The sequence below is a fragment of the Stenotrophomonas sp. 28608_Sma genome (assembly GCF_056486185.1).
Map to the genome: position 1 here is coordinate 3,533,820 of NZ_CM151308.1, position 26,032 is coordinate 3,559,851.

The 26,032-nt window shown below is 66.3% G+C and carries 21 protein-coding genes; 12 read left to right on the top strand and 9 right to left on the bottom strand.

Going from position 1 to position 26,032, the window contains the following annotated elements:
• The first annotated feature begins 118 nt into the window (after positions 1-118).
• The 5 genes from ACZLHH_RS16800 to ACZLHH_RS16820 all read left to right on the top strand — a co-directional run bounded on the left by ACZLHH_RS16800 (position 119) and on the right by ACZLHH_RS16820 (position 9,861).
• A complete protein-coding gene (locus tag ACZLHH_RS16800; RefSeq protein ID WP_125893993.1) occupies positions 119-2,971 on the top strand; it encodes a TonB-dependent receptor domain-containing protein in 2,853 nt (950 codons plus the stop codon).
• 190 nt (positions 2,972-3,161) lie between these two features.
• Positions 3,162-5,264: a M13 family metallopeptidase gene (locus tag ACZLHH_RS16805; protein WP_180845110.1), complete on the top strand. Its 2,103-nt coding sequence runs from the start codon at positions 3,162-3,164 to the stop codon at positions 5,262-5,264.
• A 308-nt stretch (positions 5,265-5,572) separates the two neighbouring features.
• Entirely contained in the window at positions 5,573-7,579 is a 2,007-nt protein-coding gene (locus ACZLHH_RS16810) for a M13 family metallopeptidase (RefSeq protein WP_049460715.1), read from the top strand.
• Between the two features lie 126 nt (positions 7,580-7,705).
• Positions 7,706-8,200 (top strand): VOC family protein, encoded by a 495-nt coding sequence (locus ACZLHH_RS16815; RefSeq protein WP_032128230.1) that lies wholly within the window; start codon positions 7,706-7,708, stop codon positions 8,198-8,200.
• A gap of 77 nt (positions 8,201-8,277) precedes the next feature.
• Entirely contained in the window at positions 8,278-9,861 is a 1,584-nt protein-coding gene (locus ACZLHH_RS16820) for a phytoene desaturase family protein (RefSeq protein WP_180845109.1), read from the top strand.
• A gap of 281 nt (positions 9,862-10,142) precedes the next feature.
• On the opposite strand, the gene ACZLHH_RS16825 is transcribed toward ACZLHH_RS16820, so the two are convergent.
• The 7 genes from ACZLHH_RS16825 to ACZLHH_RS16855 all read right to left on the bottom strand — a co-directional run bounded on the left by ACZLHH_RS16825 (position 10,143) and on the right by ACZLHH_RS16855 (position 16,790).
• On the bottom strand, positions 10,143-10,817 hold the full coding sequence (locus ACZLHH_RS16825; protein ID WP_032128229.1) for a rhomboid family intramembrane serine protease: 675 nt from the start codon (positions 10,815-10,817) through the stop codon (positions 10,143-10,145).
• A gap of 93 nt (positions 10,818-10,910) precedes the next feature.
• Positions 10,911-11,339, bottom strand: a complete 429-nt coding sequence (locus ACZLHH_RS16830; protein ID WP_429000445.1) for an MGMT family protein — start codon at positions 11,337-11,339, stop codon at positions 10,911-10,913.
• Positions 11,246-12,166: a DMT family transporter gene (locus ACZLHH_RS16835; protein WP_164080550.1), complete on the bottom strand. Its 921-nt coding sequence runs from the start codon at positions 12,164-12,166 to the stop codon at positions 11,246-11,248. Before ACZLHH_RS16835 ends, ACZLHH_RS16830 begins: the two co-directional genes overlap by 94 nt.
• A gap of 188 nt (positions 12,167-12,354) precedes the next feature.
• Positions 12,355-13,713 carry a glutathione-disulfide reductase gene (gene gorA, locus ACZLHH_RS16840; RefSeq protein WP_180845108.1) on the bottom strand — a complete coding sequence of 453 codons (1,359 nt, stop codon included), beginning with the start codon at positions 13,711-13,713 and terminating at the stop codon, positions 12,355-12,357.
• The gene (locus ACZLHH_RS16845; RefSeq protein ID WP_180845107.1) at positions 13,710-14,960 is read right to left on the bottom strand and encodes an NAD(P)/FAD-dependent oxidoreductase; all 1,251 of its coding nucleotides are present in this window, start codon (positions 14,958-14,960) and stop codon (positions 13,710-13,712) included. The genes gorA and ACZLHH_RS16845 overlap by 4 nt, the downstream gene beginning before the upstream one ends.
• 3 nt (positions 14,961-14,963) lie before the next feature.
• Positions 14,964-16,208, bottom strand: coding sequence for a DUF418 domain-containing protein (locus ACZLHH_RS16850; RefSeq protein ID WP_180845106.1), 1,245 nt, complete (start codon positions 16,206-16,208; stop codon positions 14,964-14,966).
• 99 nt (positions 16,209-16,307) lie between these two features.
• On the bottom strand, positions 16,308-16,790 hold the full coding sequence (locus ACZLHH_RS16855) for an FKBP-type peptidyl-prolyl cis-trans isomerase (RefSeq protein ID WP_049398704.1): 483 nt from the start codon (positions 16,788-16,790) through the stop codon (positions 16,308-16,310).
• A 73-nt stretch (positions 16,791-16,863) separates the two neighbouring features.
• Here ACZLHH_RS16855 and ACZLHH_RS16860 point away from each other — a divergent pair, with 73 nt between their 5' ends.
• Positions 16,864-17,442, top strand: coding sequence for a C40 family peptidase (locus tag ACZLHH_RS16860; RefSeq protein WP_065428014.1), 579 nt, complete (start codon positions 16,864-16,866; stop codon positions 17,440-17,442).
• Positions 17,443-17,573: 131 nt separating this feature from the next.
• Positions 17,574-18,347: a C40 family peptidase gene (locus ACZLHH_RS16865; RefSeq protein WP_005414115.1), complete on the top strand. Its 774-nt coding sequence runs from the start codon at positions 17,574-17,576 to the stop codon at positions 18,345-18,347.
• Between the two features lie 256 nt (positions 18,348-18,603).
• Here the strand turns inward: ACZLHH_RS16865 and ACZLHH_RS16870 are convergent, their stop codons facing one another.
• Complete coding sequence (locus ACZLHH_RS16870; RefSeq protein ID WP_046988032.1) at positions 18,604-19,938, bottom strand: dicarboxylate/amino acid:cation symporter; 1,335 nt, start codon at positions 19,936-19,938, stop codon at positions 18,604-18,606.
• A 154-nt stretch (positions 19,939-20,092) separates the two neighbouring features.
• Here ACZLHH_RS16870 and ACZLHH_RS16875 point away from each other — a divergent pair, with 154 nt between their 5' ends.
• From ACZLHH_RS16875 to ACZLHH_RS16895, 5 genes are all read left to right on the top strand, one after another.
• The gene (locus ACZLHH_RS16875) at positions 20,093-21,799 is read left to right on the top strand and encodes an alkaline phosphatase (RefSeq protein WP_032128997.1); all 1,707 of its coding nucleotides are present in this window, start codon (positions 20,093-20,095) and stop codon (positions 21,797-21,799) included.
• Entirely contained in the window at positions 21,796-22,341 is a 546-nt protein-coding gene (locus tag ACZLHH_RS16880; protein ID WP_032128996.1) for a WG repeat-containing protein, read from the top strand. Before ACZLHH_RS16875 ends, ACZLHH_RS16880 begins: the two co-directional genes overlap by 4 nt.
• A 711-nt stretch (positions 22,342-23,052) precedes the next feature.
• Entirely contained in the window at positions 23,053-24,339 is a 1,287-nt protein-coding gene (gene tilS / locus ACZLHH_RS16885; protein ID WP_177179517.1) for a tRNA lysidine(34) synthetase TilS, read from the top strand.
• Positions 24,340-24,375: 36 nt separating this feature from the next.
• A complete protein-coding gene (locus tag ACZLHH_RS16890) occupies positions 24,376-24,636 on the top strand; it encodes an exodeoxyribonuclease VII small subunit (protein ID WP_049412480.1) in 261 nt (86 codons plus the stop codon).
• Positions 24,626-25,504 carry a polyprenyl synthetase family protein gene (locus ACZLHH_RS16895; protein WP_049462723.1) on the top strand — a complete coding sequence of 293 codons (879 nt, stop codon included), beginning with the start codon at positions 24,626-24,628 and terminating at the stop codon, positions 25,502-25,504. The genes ACZLHH_RS16890 and ACZLHH_RS16895 overlap by 11 nt, the downstream gene beginning before the upstream one ends.
• A gap of 112 nt (positions 25,505-25,616) precedes the next feature.
• Here ACZLHH_RS16895 and ACZLHH_RS16900 read toward each other — a convergent pair whose 3' ends face one another.
• On the bottom strand, positions 25,617-25,988 hold the full coding sequence (locus ACZLHH_RS16900) for a DUF4870 domain-containing protein (RefSeq protein WP_071228717.1): 372 nt from the start codon (positions 25,986-25,988) through the stop codon (positions 25,617-25,619).
• Positions 25,989-26,032: the final 44 nt, after the last annotated feature.

Sequence of the window (26,032 nt, forward strand, 5' to 3'; positions counted from 1 at the left end):
ATACTGAATTTCCCCATAACAACAGCAAGTTAAGAGATTCTAATATTCATGTTGCATTTACTTTACGCGACTCATACACTCCATTAACCGAAGCATAACAAGTGGGGATCAAAACGAAATGCGCAACGCCAACCGCCAATCAAAGCCAAGCCGCGTCCCGTTGACTCTTGCTGTGCTGGCCTGCCTGCAGGTCGCACCGGCTCTGGCCCAGGAATCCACCCAGCAGGAAGCAAAGGCGTCAAGCAGCTCAAGCGCTTCCACCCGCGCAACCGATCTTGACAAGGTTACGGTCACCGGATCCCTGATCCGCCGTGCGGACTACGAGACCACTTCGCCGGTGTTCACCATCAACGCCGAAACGAACGCGAAGCAGGGCCAGGTCAACGTGGCCGAGTTCCTGCAGAAGTCGGCCATCGGTTCGGCCGAAACCCAGATCACCCACCAGTTCGGCGGCTTCGTCGTGGACGGCGGCACCGGCGTACAGACCGTTTCGCTTCGCGGCCTGGGCGCCAACCGCACCCTGGTGCTGCTCGATGGCCAGCGCCCCGGCCCGGCCGGTACCCGTGGCGCCGTCGGCGCCTTCGACCTGAACGTCATTCCCACCGCCATCCTGCAGCGTGCCGAGATCGTGAAGGACGGTTCGTCCTCGATCTATGGTTCCGACGCCGTGGCCGGTGTGGTCAACCTGATCACCAAGAAGAACATCGAGCGCCCGGAGCTGACCGTTACCGGCCGCGTCCCGACCGAAGGCGGCGGTGAAGTGTTCTCGGCGTCGCTGGCCAATGGCTGGAACTTCGAAAAGGGCAGCGTCGTGGCTGCCGTCGAGTGGTACAAGCACTATGAGCTGACCCGCGGCGACCGCGACTATCTGAAGTGCGGCAACGACCTGATCAAGGACGCGGACGGCAACCGCATCGATCGCGAAGATCGCTCGGTCAACGCCGGCACCCCGCTGGCCGGCTGCAACAACATGCTTCACAACGTGGTCGACATCGGCAGCACCCGCTATGTGCCGTCGGGTGATGGCACCACTGTCGGCCCGCTGCCGGGCTACCGCCCGCGCAAGACCCAGACCTATGCGCGTGGCCAGGCCTTCTACGATGAGCCGTTGAACTTCGCCCGTTGGGGCGAGGGCCAGATCATCAACCAGCAGGAACGCAAGACGGTCTACCTGGCAACCGATTTCGGCTTCGATTCGGTCAACTGGAAGACGCAGTTCCTGTTCAACCGCCGCGAAACCGAAACGTTCGCCTGGCGCCAGTTCTTCCCGTACGCATACCTGCCGGGCACCCGCATCGAAGCCAATCCGGTGATGCTGTTCAAGTCGCAACAGGATGTGACGGTCGACTACTTCTATGCCGCCACCAAGCTTGACGGCCTGTTCAAGGGCACCGACACCTGGGCATGGGAAGTCAATGCGAACTTCAGCCACTCCAAGGGCAAGTACGGTAACCTGGCCATCCAGGCCTCCAAGAGCGGCGACCTGGACTACACCGATGCTCCTCCGGCGGTGAACTACTTCGATCCGGAGTACCTCAGCGGCCGCAAGGTCGATGAACTGGTCGACAAGCTGGGCGTCTGGGACTGGGGCAAAACCATCTACAAGCAGGCCACCATCAACGCCGTCGTCAGCGGCGACCTGTTCGAGATGCCGGCGGGTGCGGTCGGTTTTGCGGGCGGCCTGGAATACCGCTACTACTCGATCAACGACCAGCCGGGCGAACTGTCGCGCGCCGGTGACATCTGGGGCTCGTCCTCGGCTGATGTGACCAAGGGCAACGACAAGGTCAAGGAAGCCTTCGTCGAGTTGGACGTTCCGCTGCTGAAGGGCCTGCCTGCGGTGGAGTCGCTGAGCCTGAACGCCTCCGGCCGTGTATTCAAGTACGACACGGTGTCCGGTTCGGACAACGTCTGGAAGGTCGGCCTGAACTGGCAGATCATCCCATCGGTGCGTCTGCGTGGCTCGATCGGCACTTCCTACCGTGCTCCGGGCCTGTATGAGCTGTACCTGGGCAACCAGACCGGCTTCTTCCAGCAGGCAAACGATCCGTGCGTCCGCTGGGGTGAAAGCTCCAACAGCGCCTATCAGACCAACTGCGCAGCCGCAGGCATTCCCGCCGATTATGCGGGCGGCGGCTCGAGCGGTACCTCGTACGCCACCGGCGGTGGCAGTGGCCTGATTCCCGAAACCTCGCGTGCGAAGACTGCGGGTATCGTGTTCACTCCGACCTTCGCCAACCTCAGCGTGGCCATCGACTACTTCGACTATGAAGTGAAGGATGAAATCGCCCAGCTCGGCAGCACCAACATCATGCGCGGCTGCTACGGCGGCACGGTGTACCCGAACAGCTACTGCGACCTGCTGAAGCGCAACCCGGCTACCGGCAACCAGCCGTATGCGGTGACCGAGATCCAGAACAAGTACATCAACATCAACAAGCAGCGCACCCGTGGTTACGACCTGACCGCCAACTTCGATCACGACTTCTCGTTCGGCAAGTTCTCGGCCGAGACCCAGGTCACCTACACGATCGAAGACACCCAGGAAGTGTTCTCCAGTGCGGCTGCAAGCGGCCTGGAATCCTCGGAACTGCTGGGCGACATCGGCCGTCCCAAAGTCGTGGGCAATCTGGCACTGAGCCTGACCCGTGGCGACTGGTCGTTCAACTGGCTGACCACCTATATCCACAAGACCGAAGACATCGACCTGAACCCGGTGTACACCTATCAGGGCCGTCCGAACTCCTACCGTGACATCGTTGCCGATTCGCGCACGTACCACACCGCTTCGGTCAGCTACGCGCAGGCCGACTGGGAAATCCTGGTGGGTGTCAGCAACATCTTCAACAAGACCCCGCCGTTGATCTCCACCGGCGTCAGCGATGCCCGCTACGGCAACATCCCGGCATTCGCAACCCAGTACGACCTGTACGGCCGCACCCCGTTCGTGCGTCTGAAGTACAAGTTCTGATCCACGCCTGATCGCAGTACCCCGACAGACCCGGCTTTTGCCGGGTCTGTCTTTTCCGGCCCACGAAGCGGCCCCCTTGCGCCCGGCCATGACCTTCGACACCCTTGCAGGGCAGGCCGGCGGCGTATTGTTCGGCCCACGGCCGTCCCCGCGGCCCTTCCCTGACTCACTCGGCCTGGAGGCCATCAAAGTGACCCGTACTCCCAAGATCGTGCTGCTGACCCTGGCCGTTTCGGCCGCGCTGGTCGGCTGCGGCAAGAACGAAACCCCGGCCAAGGATGCCACCGCCTCCACGCCGGCTGCGGCCGAAGCCACCAACTACACGCTGGACGAGAGCAAGCTGCCGGCCTACAACGCCTTCCAGCCCAGCGATCTGGATGCCAGCAAGGACGCCTGTGGCGCCTTCGGCGACTACGTCAACAGCAAGTGGCTGGCCGCCAATGAAATTCCGGGCGACCGCACCAGCTGGGGCGCGTTCACCATCCTCGACGAGCGTTCGGTGGCCGTACAGCACCAGTTGGCTGAACAGGTCGCGCAGGTCAAGAACCCGAACCATATCGAGAAGATCGTCGGCGACCTGTGGGCCACCGGCATGGACGAAGCCAAGATCAATGCCCAGGGCATCGAGCCGCTGAAGGCCGACCTGACCGCGATCGACGGCCTGCAGGACAAGGCGGCCATCGCCGACTACCTGCGCAGCAGCGCGGCCAAGGGTGACAACGTCCTGTTCGGCTTCGGCGCTGAAGCCGACTTCAAGAACTCGGCCGTGAACCTGGCCTACGCCAGCCAGGGCGGCCTGGGCCTGCCGGACAGCACCTACTACACCGATGCCAAGAACGCCGACAAGCTGAAGGCCTACCAGGCACACGTCGCCAAGGTGCTGGAGCTGTCCGGCGTCGCCGCTGCCGACGCTGCCAAGCAGGCCGAGGACGTGGTCAAGTTCGAGACCCGCCTGGCCAAGGCCTCCAAGTCGCGCGTGGAGCTGTCGCGCAACGTCGAGCTGTACTACAACCCGGTCACCCTGGCCGACGCTGACAAGCTGACCCCGAACTTCAGCTGGACCGAGTTCTTCAAGTCGCAGGGCGTAGCCGCGCCGGAGAAGTTCTCGCTGGCCATGCCGGCCTTCCATGAGGAAGTGAGCAAGGCGCTGGGCGATACCGATCCGTCGGTGTGGCGCGCCTACCTGCGCTTCCACACCGTGGACAGCGCCTCGCCGTACCTGGCCGATGCCTTCGTGCAGGAGAACTACGAGTTCTACGGCAAGACCCTCAACGGCCAGAAGGAACAGAAGCCGCGCTGGAAGCGCGTGCTGGGCACCATCGAGAACGACGCCGGTGAAGCCTTCGGCCAGCTGTACGTGAAGGTTGCCTTCTCGCCGGAAGCCAAGGCGAAGATGGAAGAGCTGGTGAAGAACCTGGCCGCTTCGCTGAAGGAACGCATCCAGGGCCTGAGCTGGATGAGCGATGAAACCAAGGCCAAGGCCATCGCCAAGTGGGAAACCTTCACTCCGAAGATCGGTTACCCGGACAAGTGGCGTGACTGGGCGGGCCTGCAGACCCAGCGCGACAGCTACCTGGGCAATGTGCGCGCAGCCAGTGAGTTCAACTACAAGTTCAACCTGTCCAAGATCGGCAAGCCGGTGGACAAGACCGAGTGGGGCATGACCCCGCAGACGGTCAACGCCTACTACAACCCGCTGCAGAACGAGATCGTGTTCCCGGCCGCCATCCTGCAGCCGCCGTTCTTCGATCCGAAGACCGACGACGCACTGAACTATGGCGGCATCGGTGCGGTGATCGGCCACGAAATGACCCACGGTTACGACGACCAGGGTGCACGCTTCGGGCCGACCGGCAACATGGAAGACTGGTGGACCGCCGCTGACAAGAAGAACTTCGAAGGCTTGACCGGCAAGCTGGTCAAGCAGTTCGACCAGTACAAGGTCGACGGCCAGGCCGTGAACGGTCACCTGACCCTGGGCGAGAACATCGCCGACCTGGGCGGCCTGGCTACCGCCTACGACGCCCTGCAGAAGGCGTCCGCCGGCAAGGAAGATGCAAAGGTCGATGGATTCACCCGCGACCAGCGCTTCTTCTTCAACTGGGCCACCGTGTGGCGCACCAAGTACACCCCGGAAAACGCCAAGGTCCGCCTGGCCACTGACCCGCACGCGCCGGCGCAGTTCCGAGCCATGGGTGCGCCGTCGAACCTGCCGACCTTTGCCGCGGCCTTCCAGTGCAAGGCCGGTTCGCCGATGGCCCGCGCCGGCGAGCAGCAGGTGGTGATCTGGTAAGCCCTGGCTGATGCCAAGGTAGACCTGCAGAGGCCCGGGAATTCCCGGGCCTTTGTTTTTTGCGGCGCCCGTCATCCACGCATGGCGTGGATCTGCCGCGCCTGTGCAGGCCCACGCCGTTGGTAGGTGCCGACCTTGGTCGGCGTATGGCACGGCGGAGCCACCGTGATGCGTGCATGCGGTGTCGATGCCACACACCCGGTAGCGCCGGGCCATGCCCGGCGGATGCGCCGTGATGCGTGCATGCCGCGCCCATGCGCGGCTTGCTATAGTGCGCGCGCCCTCAATCCATCACGGATTCGTTCCACATGCCCAATTTCCGTCCGCTTGCCATCGCCCTGGGCATCAGCCTGGCGACTCTGGTCCCGACCCACGATGCCTTCGCCGCCAAGAAAAAGGCCGCGCGTGCCCCGGCTGTCAGTGCCCAGTGCAGCGACTTCTACGACGCCACCAATGCAGGCTGGCTGAAGGCCAACCCTGTGCCGCAGACCGGCGCCACCACCGCGCTGGGCCAGCTGGTCGACCGCAGCCGCCAGCAGCAGCGTGAACTGCTCGACGCAGCGATGAAGGCGCCGCAGGGCAACGTGCAGAAGCTGCTGGGTGACTTCTGGGCCAGTGGCCTGGACGAAGCTGCCGTGGAAGCAGACGGCTCCAACCCGATCGCCCCGCTGCTGACCCGCATCAACGCCATCAAGAAGGCCAAGGATGTGCCGGCCTCGATCGCCGCACTGCACCAGGTCGGCATCCCGGTGGCATTCAACTTCGGCCCCGACGTCGATCTGAAAGCACTGGACCGTCACATCGGCTACTTCATGCAGGGCGGCATGGGCCTGCCGGATCCGGCGTTCTATACCCGTACCGACGCCGACACCGTGGCGCTGATGGGCCGCTACCGCAACTACGTCAAGCAGATCCTGGCGCTGACCGGCACCCCGGCGGCCAAGCTGGATGCCGAGTCGCAAGCGGTGATCGCGCTGGAAACCGAGCTGGCACGCAATGCGCAGTCGCTGGCCGGCATCAACAACCCGTTCAACAACTACGCGCCGATCTCCACCAAGGAACTCAACAGCCGCTACCGCAACCTGCAGCTGGATGCCTTCCTGAAGGCACAGGGCGTGGATGACGACCTGGTCTCGCTGGCCGACCCGGGCCTGTTCAAGCAGCTCGACGGCATGGTCACCAAGCTCAAGCCGGACCAGTGGAAGGCCTACCTGCGCTGGCGCGTGGGCGATTCGATGGCACCGTACCTGTCCAAGGCCTACCGCGACGCCGAGTTCGAATTCCGCGGCCGCGTGCTGCGTGGCGAAACTCTGCCGCCGCAGCGCTGGGAAGACGTGCTGGAGGCGATCAACGTAGCCGCTGGCCCGATGGTCGGTCGCGAATACGCCGCCCGTTACCTGTCCGCCGAAGATCGTCGCCAGGCGGCGTGGATCGTCGACAAGGTGCGCGAAGTGCAGATCGAAGCGGTCAAGAACAGCAGCTGGATGAGCACCGAAGCCAAGGCCGAAGCGCAGGCCAAGCTGGCTGCGCTGAAGATCGAGATCGGCACCCCGCTGCGCGACCTCGACTACAGCGTGCAGCCGATGGGCCGCGGTTCGTTCGGTGGCAACATGCTGATTGCTTCGACCTGGCGCCATCGCGAGGAAATGAAGCGCATCGGCAAGGGCAACGCCGACCGTCGCTGGGACGTGCTGCCGCAGCAGCCGTCGCTGGCCTACGATCTGGCCCAGAACCGCCTGATCGTCACCGCCGCGATCCTGCAGGGCCCGGTGTTCAACGCCAAGGCCGACGCTGCCGACAAGTTCGGCAGCTTCGGTGGCCTGGTCGGCCATGAGCTGACCCGCGCGATCGATGCCAAGGGCGCGCTGGTCGACGCCAAGGGCGAGCTGCGCAGCTGGTGGACCCCGGCCGACAAGACCGCCTGGACCCTGCTCGGTAACCGCGTAGCCGCGCAGTACAGCGCCTACGACTTCCCGGGCGTGAAGGGTGCCAAGGTCAACGGCACGCTCACCCAGGAGGAGAACCTGGCCGACATCGCCGGTCTGGAACTGGCCTGGGCGGCGTATGTCGCGCAGGAGCCGAAGGCCAAGCAGGCCCAGCAGCAGGGCTTCTTCCGCGCTTGGTCTGCGCTGTGGGCGCAGCAGCTGGCGCCGAACGAGGCCGTACGCCGCCTGACCGCCGACATCCGTGCACCGGGCCTGTGGCGCAGCAACGGCACGCTGGCCAACCTGCCGGCCTTCGGCGCCACCTTCAGCTGCAAGGCCGGCCAGCCGATGCAGCGCAGTGAAGCCGAGCAGATCAAGGTCTGGCGCTGATCCAGCTGTCACACGGGTAATGCAGAGGGCGCCTTCGGGCGCCCTCCTTTTTTGCAGGTGCAGCACGATCCCGGATTAACACCGCGCATGCTATCGCTGCGGCTTCGTCCAACGTGGAGCCCCGACATGGCACACAAGAACACGATCTGTGTCTGGTATGACAACGGCGCACTCGAGGCCGCCACCTTCTACGCCAGCATCCTGCCAGACAGCGCGGTGACCGCCGTGCATCACGCCCCCGGTGACTATCCGGACGGCAAGGAAGGCAACGTACTGACCGTTGAATTCACGGTCTGCGGCATCCCCTGCGTCGGCCTCAACGGCGGCACCGCGTTCAAGCACAGCGAAGCGTTTTCCTTCCAGATCCAGACCGAGGACCAGGCCGAGACCGACCGCCTGTGGAATGCGATCGTCGGCAACGGTGGCCAGGAGAGCCAATGCGGCTGGTGCAAGGACCGCTGGGGCATCTCCTGGCAGATCAGCCCGCGCATGCTCATCGAAGCGGTGACCAGCCAGGACAAGGCACTGGCCAAGCGCGCATTCAACGCGATGATGCCGATGAAGAAGATCGACATCGCCACCATCGAAGCAGCGATCAAAAAAGGGGACGGAGGGGATTAAGTCGTTTTTTCCCCATTGCCGGTGCCCCCATGCGAATTGCGACTTAATCCCCTCCGTCCCCTTTTTCCGAGGTGCAGATGACCTGGGATGCGATCATCGTTGGTGGTGGCCACAACGGCCTGGTCTGCGCGGCCTATCTGGCGCGTGCCGGAAAGAAGGTGCTGGTGCTGGAACGTCGCGGCGTTCTTGGCGGCGCTGCGGTCACCGAGGAATTCCATCCCGGCTTCCGCAACTCAGTCGCCTCGTACACGGTCTCGCTGCTGCAGCCGAAGGTGATCGACGACCTGCAGCTGCATGCGCATGGGCTGCGCATCGTCGCGCGCCCGGCCAACAACTTCCTGCCATTGCCCGACGACCGCTATCTGTTGTCGGCTCCTGGCCGCACTCAGGCCGAGGTGGCGAAGTTCTCCGAGCGGGATGCGCAGCACTTGCCCGCGTACGAGGCACGCCTGGAAATCTTCGCCGACGTACTGCGCGCATGGGCTCTGCGCGCGCCGCCCGACCTGGGTGTAGCAGGCGGTTGGCGTGCGCTGCCCGCACTATGGCAGATGGGGAAACTCGGCCGCGAACTGGCGGCGCTGGATGCGCCACTGCGGCAGGAACTGCTGGACCTGTTCACGCTGTCGGCGGCGGAGTACCTGGACCGTTGGTTCGAGAGCGAGCCGATCAAGGCGCTGTTCGGCTTTGATGGCATCGTCGGCAACTACGCAAGCCCGTATACAGCGGGCAGTGCCTACGTACTGCTGCACCACGTATTCGGCCAGTGCAATGGCGTAAAGGGTGCGTGGGGCCACGCGATCGGCGGCATGGGCGCGATCAGCCAGGCCATCGCCAGCGCGGCGCGCGAGGCCGGGGCCGAACTGCGCGTGGATGCCGGTGTGCAACAGGTACTGACCGAACAAGGCCGCGTCGTGGGGGTGGAACTGGCCAACGGCGAAACCCTGCGTGCACGCGCGGTGGTGGCCAACGTCAATCCGAAGCTGCTGTACGAACAGCTGCTGGAGCCGACGCAGGTACCCGCTGCCACACGCGAACGCATGACGAACTGGCGCTGCGGTTCCGGCACCTTCCGGATGAACGTGGCGCTGTCGCGGTTGCCGGACTTCCGAGCCCTGCCCGGCCCCGGCGATCACCTCAGCGCCGGCATCATCATGGCCCCCAGCCTGGACTACATGGACCGCGCCTGGCTGGATGCGCGCCGCGAAGGCTGGTCGCGCGAACCGATCGTAGAGATGCTGATTCCGAGCACGCTGGATGATTCACTGGCGCCGCGCGGGCAGCATGTGGCCAGCCTGTTCTGCCAGCACGTGGCGCCGGTACTGCCCGACGGGCGTAACTGGGATGATCACCGCGAGACTGTGGCGGACCTGATGATTGCCACCGTCGAACGGTATGCGCCCGGCTTTGCCGGCAACGTGCTCGGTCGGCAGGTGCTGTCGCCGCTGGATCTGGAACGCACCTTCGGCCTGGTCGGCGGCGACATTTTCCACGGTGCGCTCAGTGCCAACCAGTTGTTCTCGGCACGGCCGATGGTCGGCCAGGCCGGCTATCGCGGTGCCCTGCCCGGCCTGTACCTGTGCGGTTCAGGCACCCATCCCGGCGGTGGCGTCACCGGTGCGCCCGGGCACAATGCCGCGCAGGTGGTGTTGCAGGATCTGTAGAGCCTCGCCATCGTGGAGGCGCGTGTACCCCGTCGCCTGCATCATCTGCTGTTGGTAGGTGCCAACCTTGGTTGGCACGACGCAGCAAAGCGTGCCGACCAACGGTCGGCACCTACAGCGTCAAATGATCCCGTTCAAAGCGCGCCAACCAAGGTTGGCACCTACCCGCGTGGGAGAAGGTGTGCCGACCAACGGTCGGCACCTACAGCGTCAAATGATCACATTCAAAGCGTGCCAACCAAGGTTGGCACCTACCCGCGTGAAGCGAGGCGCATCGCGCCTCACTTCACGCTGCGCAGATGGTTCGGGCGCTTCGGTGGGCCGGGCGGGCGGCGCTTGTTGAACGGCGATTGTCCGCGCCAGTAACGGATCAGCAACCAGCCGAACAGCATGCCGCCGAGGTGCGCGAAGTGGGCCACGCCCGGCTGCCAGCCGGTCATGCCCAGCACCAGCTCGCCCACGCCGAACAGGATCACGAAGGTGCGTGCCTTCATCGGGATCGGCGGGAACAGCAGCATCACCCGCTGGTTGGGGAACAGCATGCCGTAGGCCAGCAGCAGGCCGAACACGCCACCGGAAGCGCCCAGCACCGTGGCCGGGTTTTCCAGCAGCGTGCCCACCAGCAGCTGGCAGACACCGGCACCGGCCACGCACACCAGGTAATAGAGCAGGAAGCGCTTCTCGCCCCAGGTCTGCTCCAGTGGCGCGCCAAACATGAAGACCGCCAGCATGTTGAAGAACAGATGGCCGAAGCTGCCGTGCAGGAAGCCGTAGGTCAGCAGCTGCCAGGGCTGGAAGTTGCCGCCCGGCGAGAATGCGTCGAAGCCCTGCTGCAGGGGTTGCAGCATGAACGGCTCGAAGGTCTGCATGCCGAGCAGGAACGGCTGCTGCAGCAGGAACAGGATCGCGTTGGCGATCAGCAGGGCCTTGGTGACGGTAGGCAGTCGCGGGAACATGGGAGCACCGGCATGGAACGGCCTCCATCATAGCCGCAGCACCGTGTCTTGTTGGCGACCGCCAGGCGCAGCCTGTTCAGTCGCCAGCGGTGCTCAGCCCGGCCCCCACACAGCGGCATCCAGTGCCGCCGCCGGATCAGCCGCCGTCATCCGCACCCGGCCGTTCTCCACCCGCACGCCCTCGGCGCGCAACCGCTGTGACTGCTCGCGCCAGCCGGCCGACCCTTCTTCCATGGCAATGCGCCCATCCGAGCGCAGCACGCGATGCCAGGGCAGGTCCGGGTCGTCGTTCTGGCCCAGGATGCGCGCGGTCAGGCGCGCACGCCCGGGCAGGCCCGCGCGCAGCGCCACCTGCCCATAGCCCATCACCTGCCCCGCCGGGATCGCGCGGATCACCGCCAGGATGCGCGCACGCGCCTGCTCCGGCGTCAGCGCCGCAGGCGGGTCACCAGCAGAACGCCGATCAGCACCAGCACGGTGCCGGCGATCTGCGCCGGCCCCATCGGTTCGTCGAGCAGCCATAGGCTCATCACGATGGTGGAAACAGGGCCCAGCATACCGACCTGCGCGGCCAGCGACGAACCCACGCGCTGCACCGCCAGCATGATCGCCAGCACTGGCAGCACCGTGCACACGGTGGCATTGACCAGCGACAGCCACTGCACCGCCGCAGGCGCCTGCCACAACAACGGCAGCGGATGGGTCACCGCGAAATGCAGCAGCACCAGCACGCTGGCCACGCAGCTGGCGTAAGCGGTCAGCCGCACCGCTCCGATACGCGCGACCACCTGCCCGCTGCCGAACAGGTACAGGGCATAGCTGAGCGCACTGCCCAGCACCAGCAGGCTGCCAACGATGATCTGCCCACCCTCGCGCTGCAGGTCATGGCCGAAGGCGAGCAGCACGCCCAGATAACTCAGCACCAGCGCGCCGATCTGCCATCGGCCCGGCCGCTGGCGCGCCAGCAGCACGTTGATCAGCAGCACCAGGGTCGGGTTCAAGTACAGGATCAGCCGTTCCAGCGTCACGCTGATGTACTGCAGGCCCTGGAAGTCGAGCAGGCTGGACAGGTAGTAGCCGGTGAAACCCAGCCACAGCACGCGGGCACGGTCGGCCCAGGACAGTGGTTCGGCCCGACGCGCGGCCCACAGCGCCATCAGTACGAACAGCGGCAGCGCCATCAGCATGCGCAGGGCAAGCAGCGTGGTGGCATCCACGCCGTGACGCAGGCCGAGCTTGACAATGATCGCCTTGCCGGAAGCAGCGATGGCGCCGATCGCGGCCAGGCCGATACCCCCCAGCGCAATGCGTGGGGAGGCGGTGGCGATACGGGAAGCGGGATTGGACATCAGGACGACGGCGGGCCGCTCGGAGCGGCCCGGGAAAGCGTGGGGGCGCCCATTGTCGCACGGGGGCGTCCGGTGCCCGCCTTGTAGAGTCGAGCCATGCTCGACTGTCTTTCCACCGCAGTCGAGCATGGCTCGACTCTACAAAGAGCGACGGCCGAGCATGGGCTCGGCTCTGCAGCAACCGCAGGTCAGCGCATCAGCACCACTTCCTCAGCCGAGGTCGGGTGGATCGCCACGGTGTCATCGAACTGGGCCTTGGTCGCGCCCATCTTCACCGCCACCGCGAAACCCTGCAGGATCTCGTCGGCCGCTTCGCCCAGCAGGTGGATACCCACCACGCGTTCTTCCGGGCCGGCGCAGACCATCTTGAACAGGCTGCGCTGTGTACCGTTGGCCAGCGCCTGCAGCATCGGTCGGAAACGGCTGTGGTAAACGCTCACCTGGTCGAAACGCGCGCGCGCTTCTTCCTCGCTCATGCCCACCGCACCCAGCGGCGGGTGCGAGAACACCACGCTGGCCACGTTCTCGTAATCCATCTTCGACTGCGGGCGGCCACCGAACAGGCGATCCATCAGGCGCCGCGACGCCGCCACCGCCACCGGGGTCAGGCCGACCTTGCCGGCGATGTCACCCACCGCGTGCACGCTCGGCACGGTGGTGGTCTGCCATTCGTCCACCTGCACCTGCTGGTGTTCGCCAATGCCGATGCCGAGCGCTTCCAGGCCCAGATCACGACTGTTGCCGCGGCGGCCGGTGGCGAAGAACACCGCGTCGAACACGCTGTCGAGCGGGCCGTCATGGCCGAACGCACGTACGCGTTCGCCATCGCGCTGCAGTTCGCGCAGGCGATAGCCGAAATGGATGCGCACGCCCTGCTGCTTCAGGTTCTCGGCCAGCTGATCAGTCAGCTCGTAGTCGAAGCGATCCAGCAGCCGTTGGCCACGCACCAGCAGGCTCACCTTGCTGCCCAGTGCCTGCAGCAGGCCGGCCAGCTCCACCGCGATGTAGCCACCGCCGATGATCGCCACCTCGGCCGGCGCCGCACGCAGGTCGAAGAAATCATCGGAGACCAGGCCCAGTTCCGCGCCGGGGATATCTGGACGCAGCGGGTGCGCGCCGGTGGCAATCAGGATGTGCTCGGCGCTGTAACGCAGGCCATCGCTGCAGGCCACGGTATGCGCATCGAGCAGATGGCCGCGCGCCGGAATGCGCACCACGCCGGTCTCATCCAGGCGTTTGTGGTAGCTGGTGTGGATGTTGCTGATATAGGCCTGCCGGTGGATCACCAGTTCCTTCCACGACAGCGCCGGGCGCGCCTGAACATCGAAGCCCATCGCACTGGCCAGGCCGATGCGCTCGTGCAGGTCGGCCGCCAGCCACATCGCCTTCTTCGGCACGCAGCCGACATTGACGCAGGTCCCGCCCAGCTCACCGGGCTCCAGCATTGCCACGCGCTTGCCATGCTGCGCGGCGCGGATCGCGCCGGCCAGGCCGGCGGAGCCGCCGCCAAGGACGATCAGGTCGTAATCATAGGATGCAGTGCTCATCGGAATCGCTCGGGTCGGTAAGGGGCAGGATCGATCGCTGGCGTGCGGCCGCAGACGAGATCGGCGATCAGCTGGCCGGTGCCGGCGCTCATGCTGATGCCGAGCATGCCATGCCCCGCTGCAAGCCAGACGTGAGGATGCGCAGGCGCGCGGCCGATCAACGGCACGTCGTCCACGCTCATGGGGCGCCACCCGCACCACTGCTCCTGCAGCTGCGCACCGCGTGGCGCGCGCAGGTAGTGGTCGGCGGCCTGCTGCAGGGCCTGCAGGCGGGCCGTGCGCAGCTGCGGTTCGGCACCGGCGAATTCCATGGTGCCGCCCAGTCGCAACGCCTCGCGCCAAGCAATCACGAACACGGAATGGTCCTTCAGCACCACCGGGCGCTGCGGCACCTGCACCGGTCGCGACCAGGTCAGCGAATAGCCCTTGCCGGGCTGGATCGGCACGCGCAGATCCAGTTGCCGTGCCCAGCGCGGCGACCACGGTCCGGTGGCCAGCACCAGCTCGCGTGCGTGCAGCGTGCGTTCGCCGACGTGCACGCGCACACCCTGCGCGTCGGTGCTGAAATCCTGCATGTCCGCCTGCTCCTCGATCACCACGCCCTGTGCACGCAGCACGCGCGCCAGTTCGGCGGTGTAGCGGTCCGGACGCAGCTGCGCATCGCCGGGGAAGTGGATCGCGCCGGCAATGCGATCATGGAAAGCTGGATTGTCGCGCGCATAGTCGGCGCCGTCGATGCGCGCCGTGGCGATGCCCTGCGCGTTCAGTGCCTCACACTCAGCGGCGTGGTGATCGAAATTGCGGGCATCGCCAAACACGTAGTCCAGACCGCGGGTATCGAATTCGCAGTCCAGCGCATGCGTCTGCACCCAGTGAGCCAGGCGCAGCCGTGAATCATTCAACAGTGCGCCGCGCGCCCGCGTGGCGTGCAGCCAGTCACGTGCGTTGCAGCGCGCGCCGAACTGCAGCAGCCAGCGCCACAATGCAGGGTCCAGGCGCGTACGTACGTACAACGGTGCACGCGGATCGAGCATCCAGCGCAGCGCGCGCAACGGCACTCCGGGGGCCGCCAGCGGTGGCGCGTGGCTGGGAGTGATGGTGCCGCAGTTGCCATGCGAGGTCGCGCCGCCGACACGGCCACGGTCGATCACGCGCACCTGCCGCCCCTGTGCGCGCAGCGCCAGCGCAGCGGCCAGCCCAATGGCACCGGCGCCGACCACGATCACATCCTCGCGCGCGCCCTGCATCGATCAGCCCTGCCCGGCCCCGCGCCGCATCGGCGGCCACTGCCGGTAGGTCATCGCACGCCACAGCCATTCCATCGGCCCGAAACGGAAGCGGCGCAACCACGCGTGCGAAATGCCCACCTGCACAGCGAACAGCAGTAGTGCGAACAGCAGCTGCACGCTGCGCGGCATCACCTCGAACCATCCCAGTCCGTAGTGATAGAAAAGCAGCGTGCAGACCAGCGACTGCGCCAGGTAATGGGTCAGCGCCATGCGCCCCACCGGCGCCAGCCAGGCCAATCGCATGCGCCAGTGCACGATCCACGCCAGGTAGCCCAGGCACATCGGCAGCCCGCCAACCGTGACCATGGCCATCGCCGCCGTCACCGGCAGGTTGTACGCACCGGGTGCCAGGTAGGGTTTCCAGGCAACCCCCAGCAGCGTGACCAGCAGGCCCAGCGGCAGTGCGATCCAGCGCAGCGACGCGTACAGGCGCGGGAAGCGCTCCGGCGTCGCCAGCGCGCCACTGCCGGCGAACCAGCTGCCGATCAGGAACATGCCCAGCACTTCCGGGCCGGTGATCAGCAGCGCCCCCATGGACGTACCGAACTCACTCAGGCGCTGCACATTGGCCTGCGCCCAGCTGCCCTGCCCGTACACCTGCCGTTGCAGCTCGATGCTCCGCTGCGCCTCAGCAAGCATGCCCTGCACATCTTCGGCCGAAGCCATCGACACCATCGCGCCGACCAGCAGCATCATCGCCACACCGCCGAGGTAGACCATCAACCCCATCCACGGCAGCCAGCTGCGTGGCGCCTCGCGGCAGGCCAGCAGCGGCAACGAGATCAGTGCATACATCACCAGAATGTCGCCGGACCAGACCAGCAGTGCATGGCACAGACCGATCAGCAGCAAGCCAGCGCTGCGGCGCAGGTAGAACGGGGTGAAGTCGCGCCCGGCGGCCTCAGCGCGCTGCGCCATCACCGCGAAGCCGGCACCGAACAGCAACGAGAACAGGGTGAAGAACTTGCCCTGCACGAACACGTAGACAAAGGCATCGGCCCAGTAGTCGATGCCCTGCCAATGCACGTCGATGCCGGTGAACGCCAGGTCCAGCGGCCCGCTGAAGGCCTCGATGTTCATCAGCAGGATGCCCAGCAGCGCAGCACCGCGCAGCACGTCAAGCACGGCGATGCGTTCGCCGGAAGCCACCGGCTGCAGGGAAGGAGAAGCGGCGTTCACAGGGCGTCCGTCGGGCAGGTCCACCATTATGCCGCCGGCCTGCGCGCCATGGATGGCCGCGCCGTGTTCCACAAACGCAACGGCCCGCCGAAGCGGGCCGTTGCTGCCATCACGATCGCGCTGCGATCAGTGCTGGTGACCGCCGTCGCCGTGGACGTGGCCGTGGTCGATTTCTTCCTTGCCGGCTTCGCGCACATCGACGATTTCCACGTCGAAGTGCAGGTCCTTGCCGGCCATCGGATGGTTCAGGTCGACGTCGACGACGCTCATGCCGACCTTCTGCACGGTCACCGCACGCGGGCCGAAGTTGGTCTGCAGCACAACCTGCTGGCCCGGAGCCAGCTTGGTGTTGCCGAAGTGCTTCTTCGGCACGCGCTGGGACAGGCCCTCACGACGCTCGCCGTAGGCATCGGCAGCGTTGACGTCGACGCTGAAGGTCGCGCCGGCTTCCTTGTCCATCATGGCGTTTTCCAGGCCCGGAATGATGTTGCCGTGGCCGATCAGGATCGCCAGCGGCTCGCCGCGGTCCTTGGACGATTCGATCGGCTCCTGGCCGACTTCGGAAACGGTGTAGTGGAAGCGGACAACGCGGTCTTTTTCGATCTTCATGCGCAACTCTGTCTGGATCTGCCGGAGGCAGGCGGGTTGGGGCGGGTTGTCGCCCGGCGGGGACGCCGCCATCATGACGGCCAATCCTAAGGTGGCGCATTATCCGGAGATCATGCACATCACGCCAGTTTCGTCCGGCCTGCGCCGGCTCCTCGCCCCGGCCCTGCTGCTGGCCCTGCCCGTGCTGATGACCGCCTGCGGCGGCGGCAAGGCCACCCGACCCGCGCCGCCCCCGCCGACCGCGAACTGGCCGAAGACCGTGCCGGACAATCCCGAGGCGGCCAACTCGGTGCTGATGCGCGCCATCAGCCTGGTCGGCACCCCCTATCGCTATGGCGGCAATACCCCCGACTCCGGCTTCGACTGCAGCGGCCTGGTGGCCTACGTCTACCGCGAGATGCTGGACCTGAAACTGCCGCGCACCTCGCGCGACCTGGCGGCGGTACAGGGCCCGAAGATCGACCCGCAGCGCCTGGCCACCGGCGACCTGGTGTTCTTCGGCAGCCGCGGCAGCGTCACCCATGTCGGCATTTATGTGGGTGAAGGGCGCTTCGTGCACGCGCCGAGCACCGGTGGCACGGTCCGGCTGGACTCGCTCAGCGGTCCGTACTGGAAGGACCACTACACCGGGGCGAAACGCGTCCTTCGCTAAGATGAACAGGCGATATGTTCAAAATTGTGACGCACATCACCGTGCAACTAACGATTTACTAACGGAATTTTTAACTTATTGCCGCTTTTACAGGGCATGATGCCCCATCGTTTTTTTCCTGTGACCGACGCGTGACGACTGACGACCTGAAAAGCGAAGGCCAGACTTCCGTATCTTCACGTAGTGCCCGCCCGCTGTTGCTTGGCCTGGCACTGTGTCTGACCAGCCTTCCGGCCTGGTCGCAGACTGCTCCGAACCGTTCCGATGTGACCCCGGCCCCGGTGGCCGAGAGCACCGCCCGACCGGCCGCCAAGGCCGAGGCTGCCGCTCCGCAGCGCAGCCGCGTCGATGCCGCCGCCAGTGCCACGCTGGCCGCCCTGCTGCCGCACCTGGCCGCCAATGACACCATTCCGCTGATGGACCGCTCGGCCGTGGTGGCCGGCGACCTCAGCCGCCTGCTCGCCAACTACGACACCAGCAGCGCCGCCAATGGCAGCGTTGTCGGTACCGCGGCCGACAACGGCAAGGTGCAGTCGCTGCTGCGCCGCGCGATGACCCTGCTGGGCACCCCGTACCGATGGGGTGGCAGCAACCCGGACAGCGGTTTCGACTGCAGCGGCCTGGTCGGTTACGTGTTCCGCTCGGCCCTGGGCATCGAGCTGCCGCGCGTGTCGCGCGAGATGGCACACGACGACAACGCCGAACTGATCAATGATCGCACCGCACTGGCTGCCGGTGACCTGGTGTTCTTCGGCCGCAAGGGCCGCGTCGACCACGTCGGCATCTATGTTGGCGATGGCCGCTTCCTGCACGCACCGAGCTCCGGCAAGGACGTCCGCGTGGACACCCTGCTCAGCGGCTACTGGGGCAACAAGTTCATGCAGGCCCGCCGGGTCGATCTCTGACCCGCTGGCGCCACCGCGCCGCCTGACACGAGAAATCCGCTGCCCTGCAGCGGCTTTTTTGTTTGCGCCCCCACTGGGTGCCGACCTTGGCCGGCACTGCGCCACCTGCCCCAGTGGGTGCCGACCGTTGGTCGGCACTGCGGCCATCCACGCATGGCGTGGATCTACCGGGGACCTACCCTGATCGGCACCGCGCCAGTCAGCTCCAAAACAAAAAGCCCGCCGGTCAGGGCGGGCCTTTCATCTCCACGCAACCTCAGCCGCGTGGCGGTGTCGGGTCCGGATCGTCCACACCCACATTGCTGGACGGGTTGTCATACACCGCCTGGTCGAGCAGCCCGGTTTCCTTGGCCACGATCACCGGCACCAGCATCTGGCCCGTCACATTGGTCATCGTGCGCATCATGTCCAGGATGCGGTCGATGGCATACAGGTAACCGATGGTCTCCAGCGGCAGGTTGGCTGCGCTCAGCACCACCGTGGCCATGATCACCGCGGTACCGGGCACGCCGGCGGTACCGAAGCTGCCCAGCACCGAGGCGATCAGCACCACCACGTACTGTTCCGGGGTCAGCGGCACACCGCTGTACTGCGCGATGAACACCGCGCACAGCGCCGGATAGATCGCGCCGCAGCCATCCATCTTGATGCTGGCGCCCAGCGGCACCGCGAACGAACCGTAGTCCTTGTTCACGCCCAGGTTGTGGGTGATCGAGCGCAGCGCCACCGGCATCGCTGCGAAGCTGGACGAGCTGACGAAGGCGACCTGCATGCCCGGCGCCGCGCCACGGAAGAACTTCAACGGGTTCAGGCCGTGTGCCAGCAGCAGTGCGCTGTAGACCACCACGATGTGCAGGGCGCAGGCCACGTACAGCGCCAGCACGAAATGCCCCAGCGGCAGCAGCTTCTCGAAACCGTAGCTGCCGACCAGGCCAGCAATCAGGCCGAAGGTGCCGATCGGGGTGACTTCCAGCACGAAGCGGGTCACCTGGATCATGATGTCGCTCATCTGGCCGACCAACTTGCGCGCCTCGGTCACCTTTTCGCCCAGCTTGACGATGGCAAAGCCCACCAGGCCGGCGAAGAAGATAACTGGCAGGATCGAGCCGCGACCGGCAGCCAGCACGGTTTCACCGGCCGCATTGACCTTGGTGCCGATGCCGGACAGCGCGTAGAAGACATTGGCCGGCACCACGTCCAGCAGCACCTGCACCACGCTGGGCACTTCGCGCGGCACGTAGTTGCTGGCCATCGACAGCTGCAGGCCACCGGCGCCGGGCTGCAGCACGGTACCCACGCCCAGGCCGACGCACACCGCCAACGCGGCGGTGATCACAAACCACAGGAAGGTGCGGCCACTGAGCGCGGCGACCGACTTCTGGCCGTGCAGCGACGAGATTGCGTTGATGACCGCGAAGAACACCAGCGGCACGGCGATCATCTTGATCAGGGTGACGTACAGCTCGCCGAGCGGGCCGAACCACGTTTCCGCGGCCGGGCCGAGCGCCCAGCCGGCCAGCGCGCCGAGCACGAAGCCACCGACCACGCGCTGCCAGAATGGAATCCGCAGCCAGGCAGAGACCAGCTTCATAGGCAATCCAGAGGGGAAGGAAGGGATGCTGGCACGATAGCCCAAGGCGGCCCGCGGAACGACCGCCCGGCCGGCAAATCAGTGTGTCATCGGCGTGCCTTGCGAGGGCGGGCATAATGAACGTCCCGTTACAGTTTGTGAGATCCCAGCGTCCATGCGCCGTTCCGTCTCCCTGTTGGCCGCCTGCGCCACCACCCTGCTGCTGGGCGCCTGCGCCAGCACCACCCCCGCGTCCGCCCCGGCCGGCCTGAAGGTCGCCGTCGACCCCGTTGCCCATCCGGCCGGCGAGACCCCGCAGTGGTGGTACCGCAGCGGCGCCGCCCAGGCCGCCGCCAACGGCGCGATGTCCGGCAAGGCCAAGAACGTCATCCTGTTCCTCGGCGACGGCATGAGCCTGACCACGGTGGCCGCCTCGCGCATCTACGAAGGCCAGCAGAAGGGCGGCTCGGGTGAAGAGAACCTGCTGTCCTGGGAGCGCTTCCCGGCCACGGCGTTCAGCAAGACCTACAACACCGATTCGCAGACCCCGGATTCGGCTGGCACCATGACCGCCATCACCACCGGCGTGAAGACCCACATGGGCGCGATCGGCGTCAGCGCCGGCAGCCGCACCGACTGCGCCGACAGCCTGTCCAAGGGCCTGCTGACCTGGCTGCAGCTGGCCGACAGCGCCGGCCTGGCCACCGGTGTGGTGTCCACCGCACGCCTGACCCATGCCACTCCGGCCGCCACCTACGCGCACTCGCCCGAGCGCAACTGGGAAAACGACACCGACCTGACCGAAGCCGCGAAGGCCGCCGGCTGCAAGGACATCGCCCAGCAGCTGTTGTCCACCTCGCGCTATGGCCGTGGCCCGCTGGTCGCCCTCGGCGGCGGTCGCGGTGAATTCACCACCGTGGAAGAACGCGATCCGGAATACGACGACAAGGTCGGCCAGCGCCTGGATGGCCGCAGCCTGGTGCAGGAATGGCAGCAGGCGCACCCGCAGGGTGCCTACGTGTGGAACAGCAAGCAGCTGGCCGCCGCCGCCAACGCTCCGGCCATTCTTGGCCTGTTCGAGCCGGACCACATGCGCTACGAGTACGAGCGCCCGCAGGATCCGGGCGGTGAGCCGAGCCTGGCCGAACTGACGGCGGCAGCCATCAAGAACCTGGCCAAGCACCAGGAAGGCTACGTGCTGATGATCGAAGGCGCGCGCATCGACCACGCCAACCACAGCGGCAACGCCTACCGGGCTCTGACCGAGACCGTGGCCCTGTCCGACGCGGTGCGCGTGGCCAACGAACTGACTTCGGCCGATGACACCCTGATCATTGTCACCGCCGACCACTCGCACACCCTGAACTTCGTCGGCTACCCGGCGCGCGGCAACCCGATCCTGGGCAAGGTGAAGGACAAGGGCGGCGAAGATGGCGCCGGCAAGCTCGACTACGCGCTGGACGGCACCGGCCAGCCGTACACCACCCTGAGCTACGCCAATGGCCCGGGCCATACCGGCAGCAGCAACCAGCAGCCGGCCGGTCCGAAGCGTTACCCGCACAACCCGAGCAGCTTCGAACCGGCCAACGGCCGCCCGAACCTGCGCGAGGTCGACACCGAGCATCCGGACTACATGCAGGAAGCACTGGTGCCGATGAAGTCCGAGTCGCACGGCGGCGAAGACGTCGGTATCTGGGCACGCGGCCCGGGCAGCAAGGCGATCCGCGGCACACTGGAACAGAACGCGATCTACCACATGATCGTGCAGGCCACCCCGGCCCTGCGCGAGCGCCTGTGCCAGGCCGGCACGTGCGACGACAAGGGCGTGCCGGTACAGCTGCCGGCGCCGACCGCATTCGAGCGCAAGGCCGAGGCCAAGTGATCGTGAGGCAGGCCCATCCTGCCCCTGCCAGCGGCCGCTTCGCGCGGTCGCTGGTCCTGCTTGGCGTGCTGGTCAGTGCCAATGCAGCGGCACAGGCACCGGCGTGCAAGCTGCTGACCGACGAACACGGGTTGTGGCCGCTGCCCAACTGCGAAGTGGTCGATCACCGGCCGAAGATCAGTGCCGACACCTTGAAGGACCTGAATTACGACGACCATGGCCTGGCCGTGGTGTACGCCGACCAAGGCTTCCACTATGTCAACCGCAAAGGCCGCAGCCTGCCGGTACTGACCTGGGACAACGGTCCGGAAACGCCGCAGGAAGGCCTGCTGCGCGCCCGCGTCGGCAACCGCGTGGCCTACTTCGATCTGAAGTTCCGCCAGGTGGTGCCCGGCACCTTCGATTTCGGTTGGCCGTTCCAGGATGGCGTGGCCGAAGTCTGCAATGGCTGCCGGCGCGGCACGCCGGATGCCGATGGCCACACGCCGATGGAAGGCGGAGAGCGGTTCCGCATCGACCGTTCGGGTCGTCGGGTAAAGTAGGGTTTTCGGCAGGGCTGCGCCCTGCACCTGCAGACGTAACGGCAACGGCCGAAGCAACAGCGTGCATTCCGTGGGATGGCGGGGCACTGTGGGTTTGCGGGGACGGCGCAAGTACGTCCATGTAGCCTTGATCGCCGCATCCATGCGGCTCACACCCCGCAAACCCACAGTGCCCCGCCTCTGACAGATCTCCGCGGCTGTTGGTAGGTGTCGACCTTGGTCGACACATCTGTCAGATATCGAATGAGTCATCCACGCATGGCGTGGATCTACTGTGTCGACCAAGGTCGACACCTACCAAAGCGGTGCACGACGTCGTTCTGGCAGATCGCGGCATTCTGTCGAAGGCGGGGTGGGTCCGGTTGCGGGGGCGTGAGCCGCATGGGCCCGAGGCATGCCTCGGGCGGGTTGGGCAGGATGCCCAACCCCGGTCTTGCCGTGTGCGCAGGACTGCGCACACGAGCAAGCGGCGACCGAGCTTACATGGGTGAGGGCGCTTTGCTTGCGAAGCACGGCTTCGCAAGCGCCCGAACGCACAGCCGCCAGCGGCTGGGCCGGGCCCCGGAGGGGGACTTGCAGCGGCCCCCGCAACCGGCCCCACCCCGCCAACCCTCAGGAAACCCGCTTCTGCTGTTGCTTCGGCCGTTGCCGTTGCTTGCGCGCCTGCGGGTGCAGGGCGCAGCCCTGCCGACCAACCCTATACTTGCCGCCGTGACTGAATTTCCTGCCCTCGTTCCGCTGGATGCACCGCTGCTGGTGGGCTACAGCGGTGGTGTCGACTCCACCGTGCTGCTGCATTGGCTGTGGCGCTGCGCGCAAGCTTCCGGCACGGCGCTGCGCGCGGTGCACGTGCACCACGGGCTGCAGCCCGATGCAGATGACTGGGTGCTGCACTGCCAGCAGCAATGCGACGCCTGGGGCATCGAACTGGCCGTGCACCGCGTGCAGGTCGAGAACGGCACAGGCCTGGGCACCGAGGGTGCCGCGCGACTGGCACGACGCGCCGCGTTCGCGGCCGAACTGCGCGACGGCGAAACCCTGGCGCTGGCACAGCACCAGGACGACCAGGCCGAGACCTTCCTGTTGCGCGCCCTGCGCGCTTCCGGCGTCGATGGCCTGGCAGCGATGTCCACGCACAGCCGCCTTGGCGAAAAGCCTCTATGGCGACCGCTGCTGGCAGTGCCACGCAGTGCACTCCTCGACTACGCCCGCCAGCATGCACTGCACTGGATCGAAGACCCCAGCAACGCCGACGACCACGCCGATCGCAACTTCCTGCGCCTGCAGGTACTGCCACTGTTGCGCCAGCGCTGGCCGCATGCCGCTGCGGCGATGGCGGGCAGCGCAACGCACTGCGGGCAGACCCGCGAACTGCTTGACGAGGAAGACGCCGAGCTGATCGCACACCTGGAAGTCGCTCCACGCGTGCTGTCGCTGCAGCTGCTTCGCCAGGTCTCAACGGGCCGTGCCGCACGCGTGCTGCGTGCCTGGGTGGCCGGCCACGACGCGGCACCGCTGCCGGCCACCGTGCTGCAGCAGGCGCTGGACGAGCTGCTGCCGGCCGACAACGATCGCCAGGCCCGGGTGAGTTGGCACGATCACGCGATCCAGCAATGGCGCGACCACGCTTATCTGCTGCCGGCCCGGCTGCCTGCGCTTCCCCCCGAGTGGCAGGCCGAATGGGATGGACGCGCACCGCTGGCACTGCCCGATGGCGGACAGCTGCGCCTGCAGGGCACCCCGGCCTTCGAACGCCCGCTGCAGGTCCGTGCACGCGTGGGCGGTGAGCGCATTCTGCTGCCCGGTCGCCAGCATTCGCACGCGTTGAAGGACTGCCTGCAACGCGAACACCTCGCCCCCTGGCGACGCGCGCAGCTGCCGCTGATCTTTGATGGCCCGCAGTTGCTGGCCGCCGCCGACGTGGTCATCGCCGCACCGCTGCAGGCCTGGTTGCAGGCGCATGGCGCACAGTTGCAGTGGCGCCCGGGCGGCTGGTGAATTGACCCCCGCGCGCGGCCCGTCCACACTTGCCGCATGGTCAAGAAGTCCCCCGAAAACGCCTCCCCGGTCGCCCAGTTCGAGCAGTCGCTCGAATCGCTGGAGCAGCTGGTGGAGCAGATGGAAACCGGCGAGCTGAGCCTGGAAGCTTCGCTCAGTGCTTACGAACGTGGCGTCGGTCTGTATCGCCAGTGCCAGCAGGCGCTGGAGCAGGCCGAGCTGCGCGTGCGCCTGCTCAGCGATCCGGCGCAGCCGGAAGCATCCGAGCCTTTCGATCCGCCCAGCCATGACGGCTGAGGTTCTGTTCGCGCGCTGGCGCGACCGTATCGAAAGCCAGCTCGACGCCGCCCTGCCCTCGCCTGCCGAAGCGCCGCAGCGCCTGCACCAGGCCATGCGCTATTCGGTGCTGGGCGGTGGCAAACGCATGCGCCCGCTGCTGGTCTACGCCAGTGGCCACCTGTTCGGTGCGCAGCCGGAAAGCCTGGATGCGGCCGCCATGTCCGTCGAACTCATCCACGCCTACTCGCTGGTGCATGACGACCTGCCGGCGATGGATGACGACGCGCTGCGTCGCGGCAAGCCGACCACCCACATCGCCTTCGATGAAGCCACCGCGATTCTGGCAGGCGACGCGCTTCAGACCCGTGCCTTCGGCCTGCTGGCCGATGCACCGCTGCCGGCCACGCTGCGCGTGGCCTGCCTGCAGACCCTGGCCCACGCGTCCGGCGCCGCTGGCATGTGCGGCGGCCAGGCGCTGGATATCGATGCCACCGGCCAGCAGCAGACGCTGGCGGCATTGACCCGCATGCATGCCCTGAAGACCGGCGCGCTGATCCGTGCGGCGGTGCGCATGGGCGCGCTGTGCGGCCAGGCCCACGAACCTCAGCTGGCCCAGCTGGACAGCTTCGCCGACGCACTCGGCCTGGCCTTCCAGGTACGCGATGACATCCTCGATGTCGAGGCCAGTTCCGAGCAGCTGGGCAAGACCGCCGGCAAGGACCAGGCGCAGGACAAGAGCACCTTCCCCGCCCTGCTCGGCCTGGACGGGGCGAAGGCCCAGCTGCACGAACTCGCGGCACGCATGCAGGCGATCCTGGCCGGGTACGGCGAAGAGGCCGATGCACTGCGTGCGCTGGCGACGCTGGCGGTCGAACGCGATCATTGATCGCTGGTGGTGATGCTGCCGCGCTGCGCGCTCGCCGGGCATGGCCCGGCGCTACCGTCAAGCAAAAACGCCCGGCAATGCCGGGCGTTTTCAGTTCCGCATGCAGCTGGTTTTACTTGACCAGGCGCAGCGCGAACGGGTAGCGGTACGCTTCACCGTTGTTGGCCTTGACCGCTGCAATGATGCAGAACACCAAGTTCAGGATGCCGACGATCGGGGCCAGGATGCCGCCGATGATCACGATGGTCAGCACGATGCAGATCAGCATCGCGATGGTGATGGTGATCTGGAAGTTCAGCGCTTCCTTGGCCTGGTCGGTCACGAAAGCCTTGCTGGCGTCGTCCTTGTTGATCAACCAGATGATCAGCGGACCGATGAACCAGGTGAAAATGCCCAGCAGGTGCGCGGCCAGGGCCATGGTGCGCTGGTCGGCCGGCACGTCGGTGGTGGCCGGCGGCGGCGGGACGTTATCGAATTCGCTCACGACAAAACTCCTTTTCATTGGGTGGTCTTGACCCACCAGCACCA

Excerpts from the sequence above, each read along its gene's own strand:
- ACZLHH_RS16800 (WP_125893993.1), top strand. The coding sequence starts at position 119 with ATGCGCAACGCCAACCGCCAATCAAAGCCAAGCCGCGTCCCGTTGACT.
- ACZLHH_RS16810 (WP_049460715.1), top strand. The coding sequence starts at position 5,573 with ATGCCCAATTTCCGTCCGCTTGCCATCGCCCTGGGCATCAGCCTGGCG.
- ACZLHH_RS16815 (WP_032128230.1), top strand. The coding sequence starts at position 7,706 with ATGGCACACAAGAACACGATCTGTGTCTGGTATGACAACGGCGCACTC.
- ACZLHH_RS16820 (WP_180845109.1), top strand. The coding sequence starts at position 8,278 with ATGACCTGGGATGCGATCATCGTTGGTGGTGGCCACAACGGCCTGGTC.
- ACZLHH_RS16825 (WP_032128229.1), bottom strand. The coding sequence starts at position 10,817 with ATGTTCCCGCGACTGCCTACCGTCACCAAGGCCCTGCTGATCGCCAAC.
- ACZLHH_RS16830 (WP_429000445.1), bottom strand. The coding sequence starts at position 11,339 with ATGGCTGCTCGACGAACCGATGGGGCCGGCGCAGATCGCCGGCACCGT.
- ACZLHH_RS16835 (WP_164080550.1), bottom strand. The coding sequence starts at position 12,166 with ATGTCCAATCCCGCTTCCCGTATCGCCACCGCCTCCCCACGCATTGCG.
- gorA (WP_180845108.1), bottom strand. The coding sequence starts at position 13,713 with ATGAGCACTGCATCCTATGATTACGACCTGATCGTCCTTGGCGGCGGC.
- ACZLHH_RS16845 (WP_180845107.1), bottom strand. The coding sequence starts at position 14,960 with ATGCAGGGCGCGCGCGAGGATGTGATCGTGGTCGGCGCCGGTGCCATT.
- ACZLHH_RS16850 (WP_180845106.1), bottom strand. The coding sequence starts at position 16,208 with ATGGTGGACCTGCCCGACGGACGCCCTGTGAACGCCGCTTCTCCTTCC.
- ACZLHH_RS16855 (WP_049398704.1), bottom strand. The coding sequence starts at position 16,790 with ATGAAGATCGAAAAAGACCGCGTTGTCCGCTTCCACTACACCGTTTCC.
- ACZLHH_RS16860 (WP_065428014.1), top strand. The coding sequence starts at position 16,864 with ATGACGGCCAATCCTAAGGTGGCGCATTATCCGGAGATCATGCACATC.
- ACZLHH_RS16870 (WP_046988032.1), bottom strand. The coding sequence starts at position 19,938 with ATGAAGCTGGTCTCTGCCTGGCTGCGGATTCCATTCTGGCAGCGCGTG.
- ACZLHH_RS16875 (WP_032128997.1), top strand. The coding sequence starts at position 20,093 with ATGCGCCGTTCCGTCTCCCTGTTGGCCGCCTGCGCCACCACCCTGCTG.
- ACZLHH_RS16890 (WP_049412480.1), top strand. The coding sequence starts at position 24,376 with ATGGTCAAGAAGTCCCCCGAAAACGCCTCCCCGGTCGCCCAGTTCGAG.
- ACZLHH_RS16895 (WP_049462723.1), top strand. The coding sequence starts at position 24,626 with ATGACGGCTGAGGTTCTGTTCGCGCGCTGGCGCGACCGTATCGAAAGC.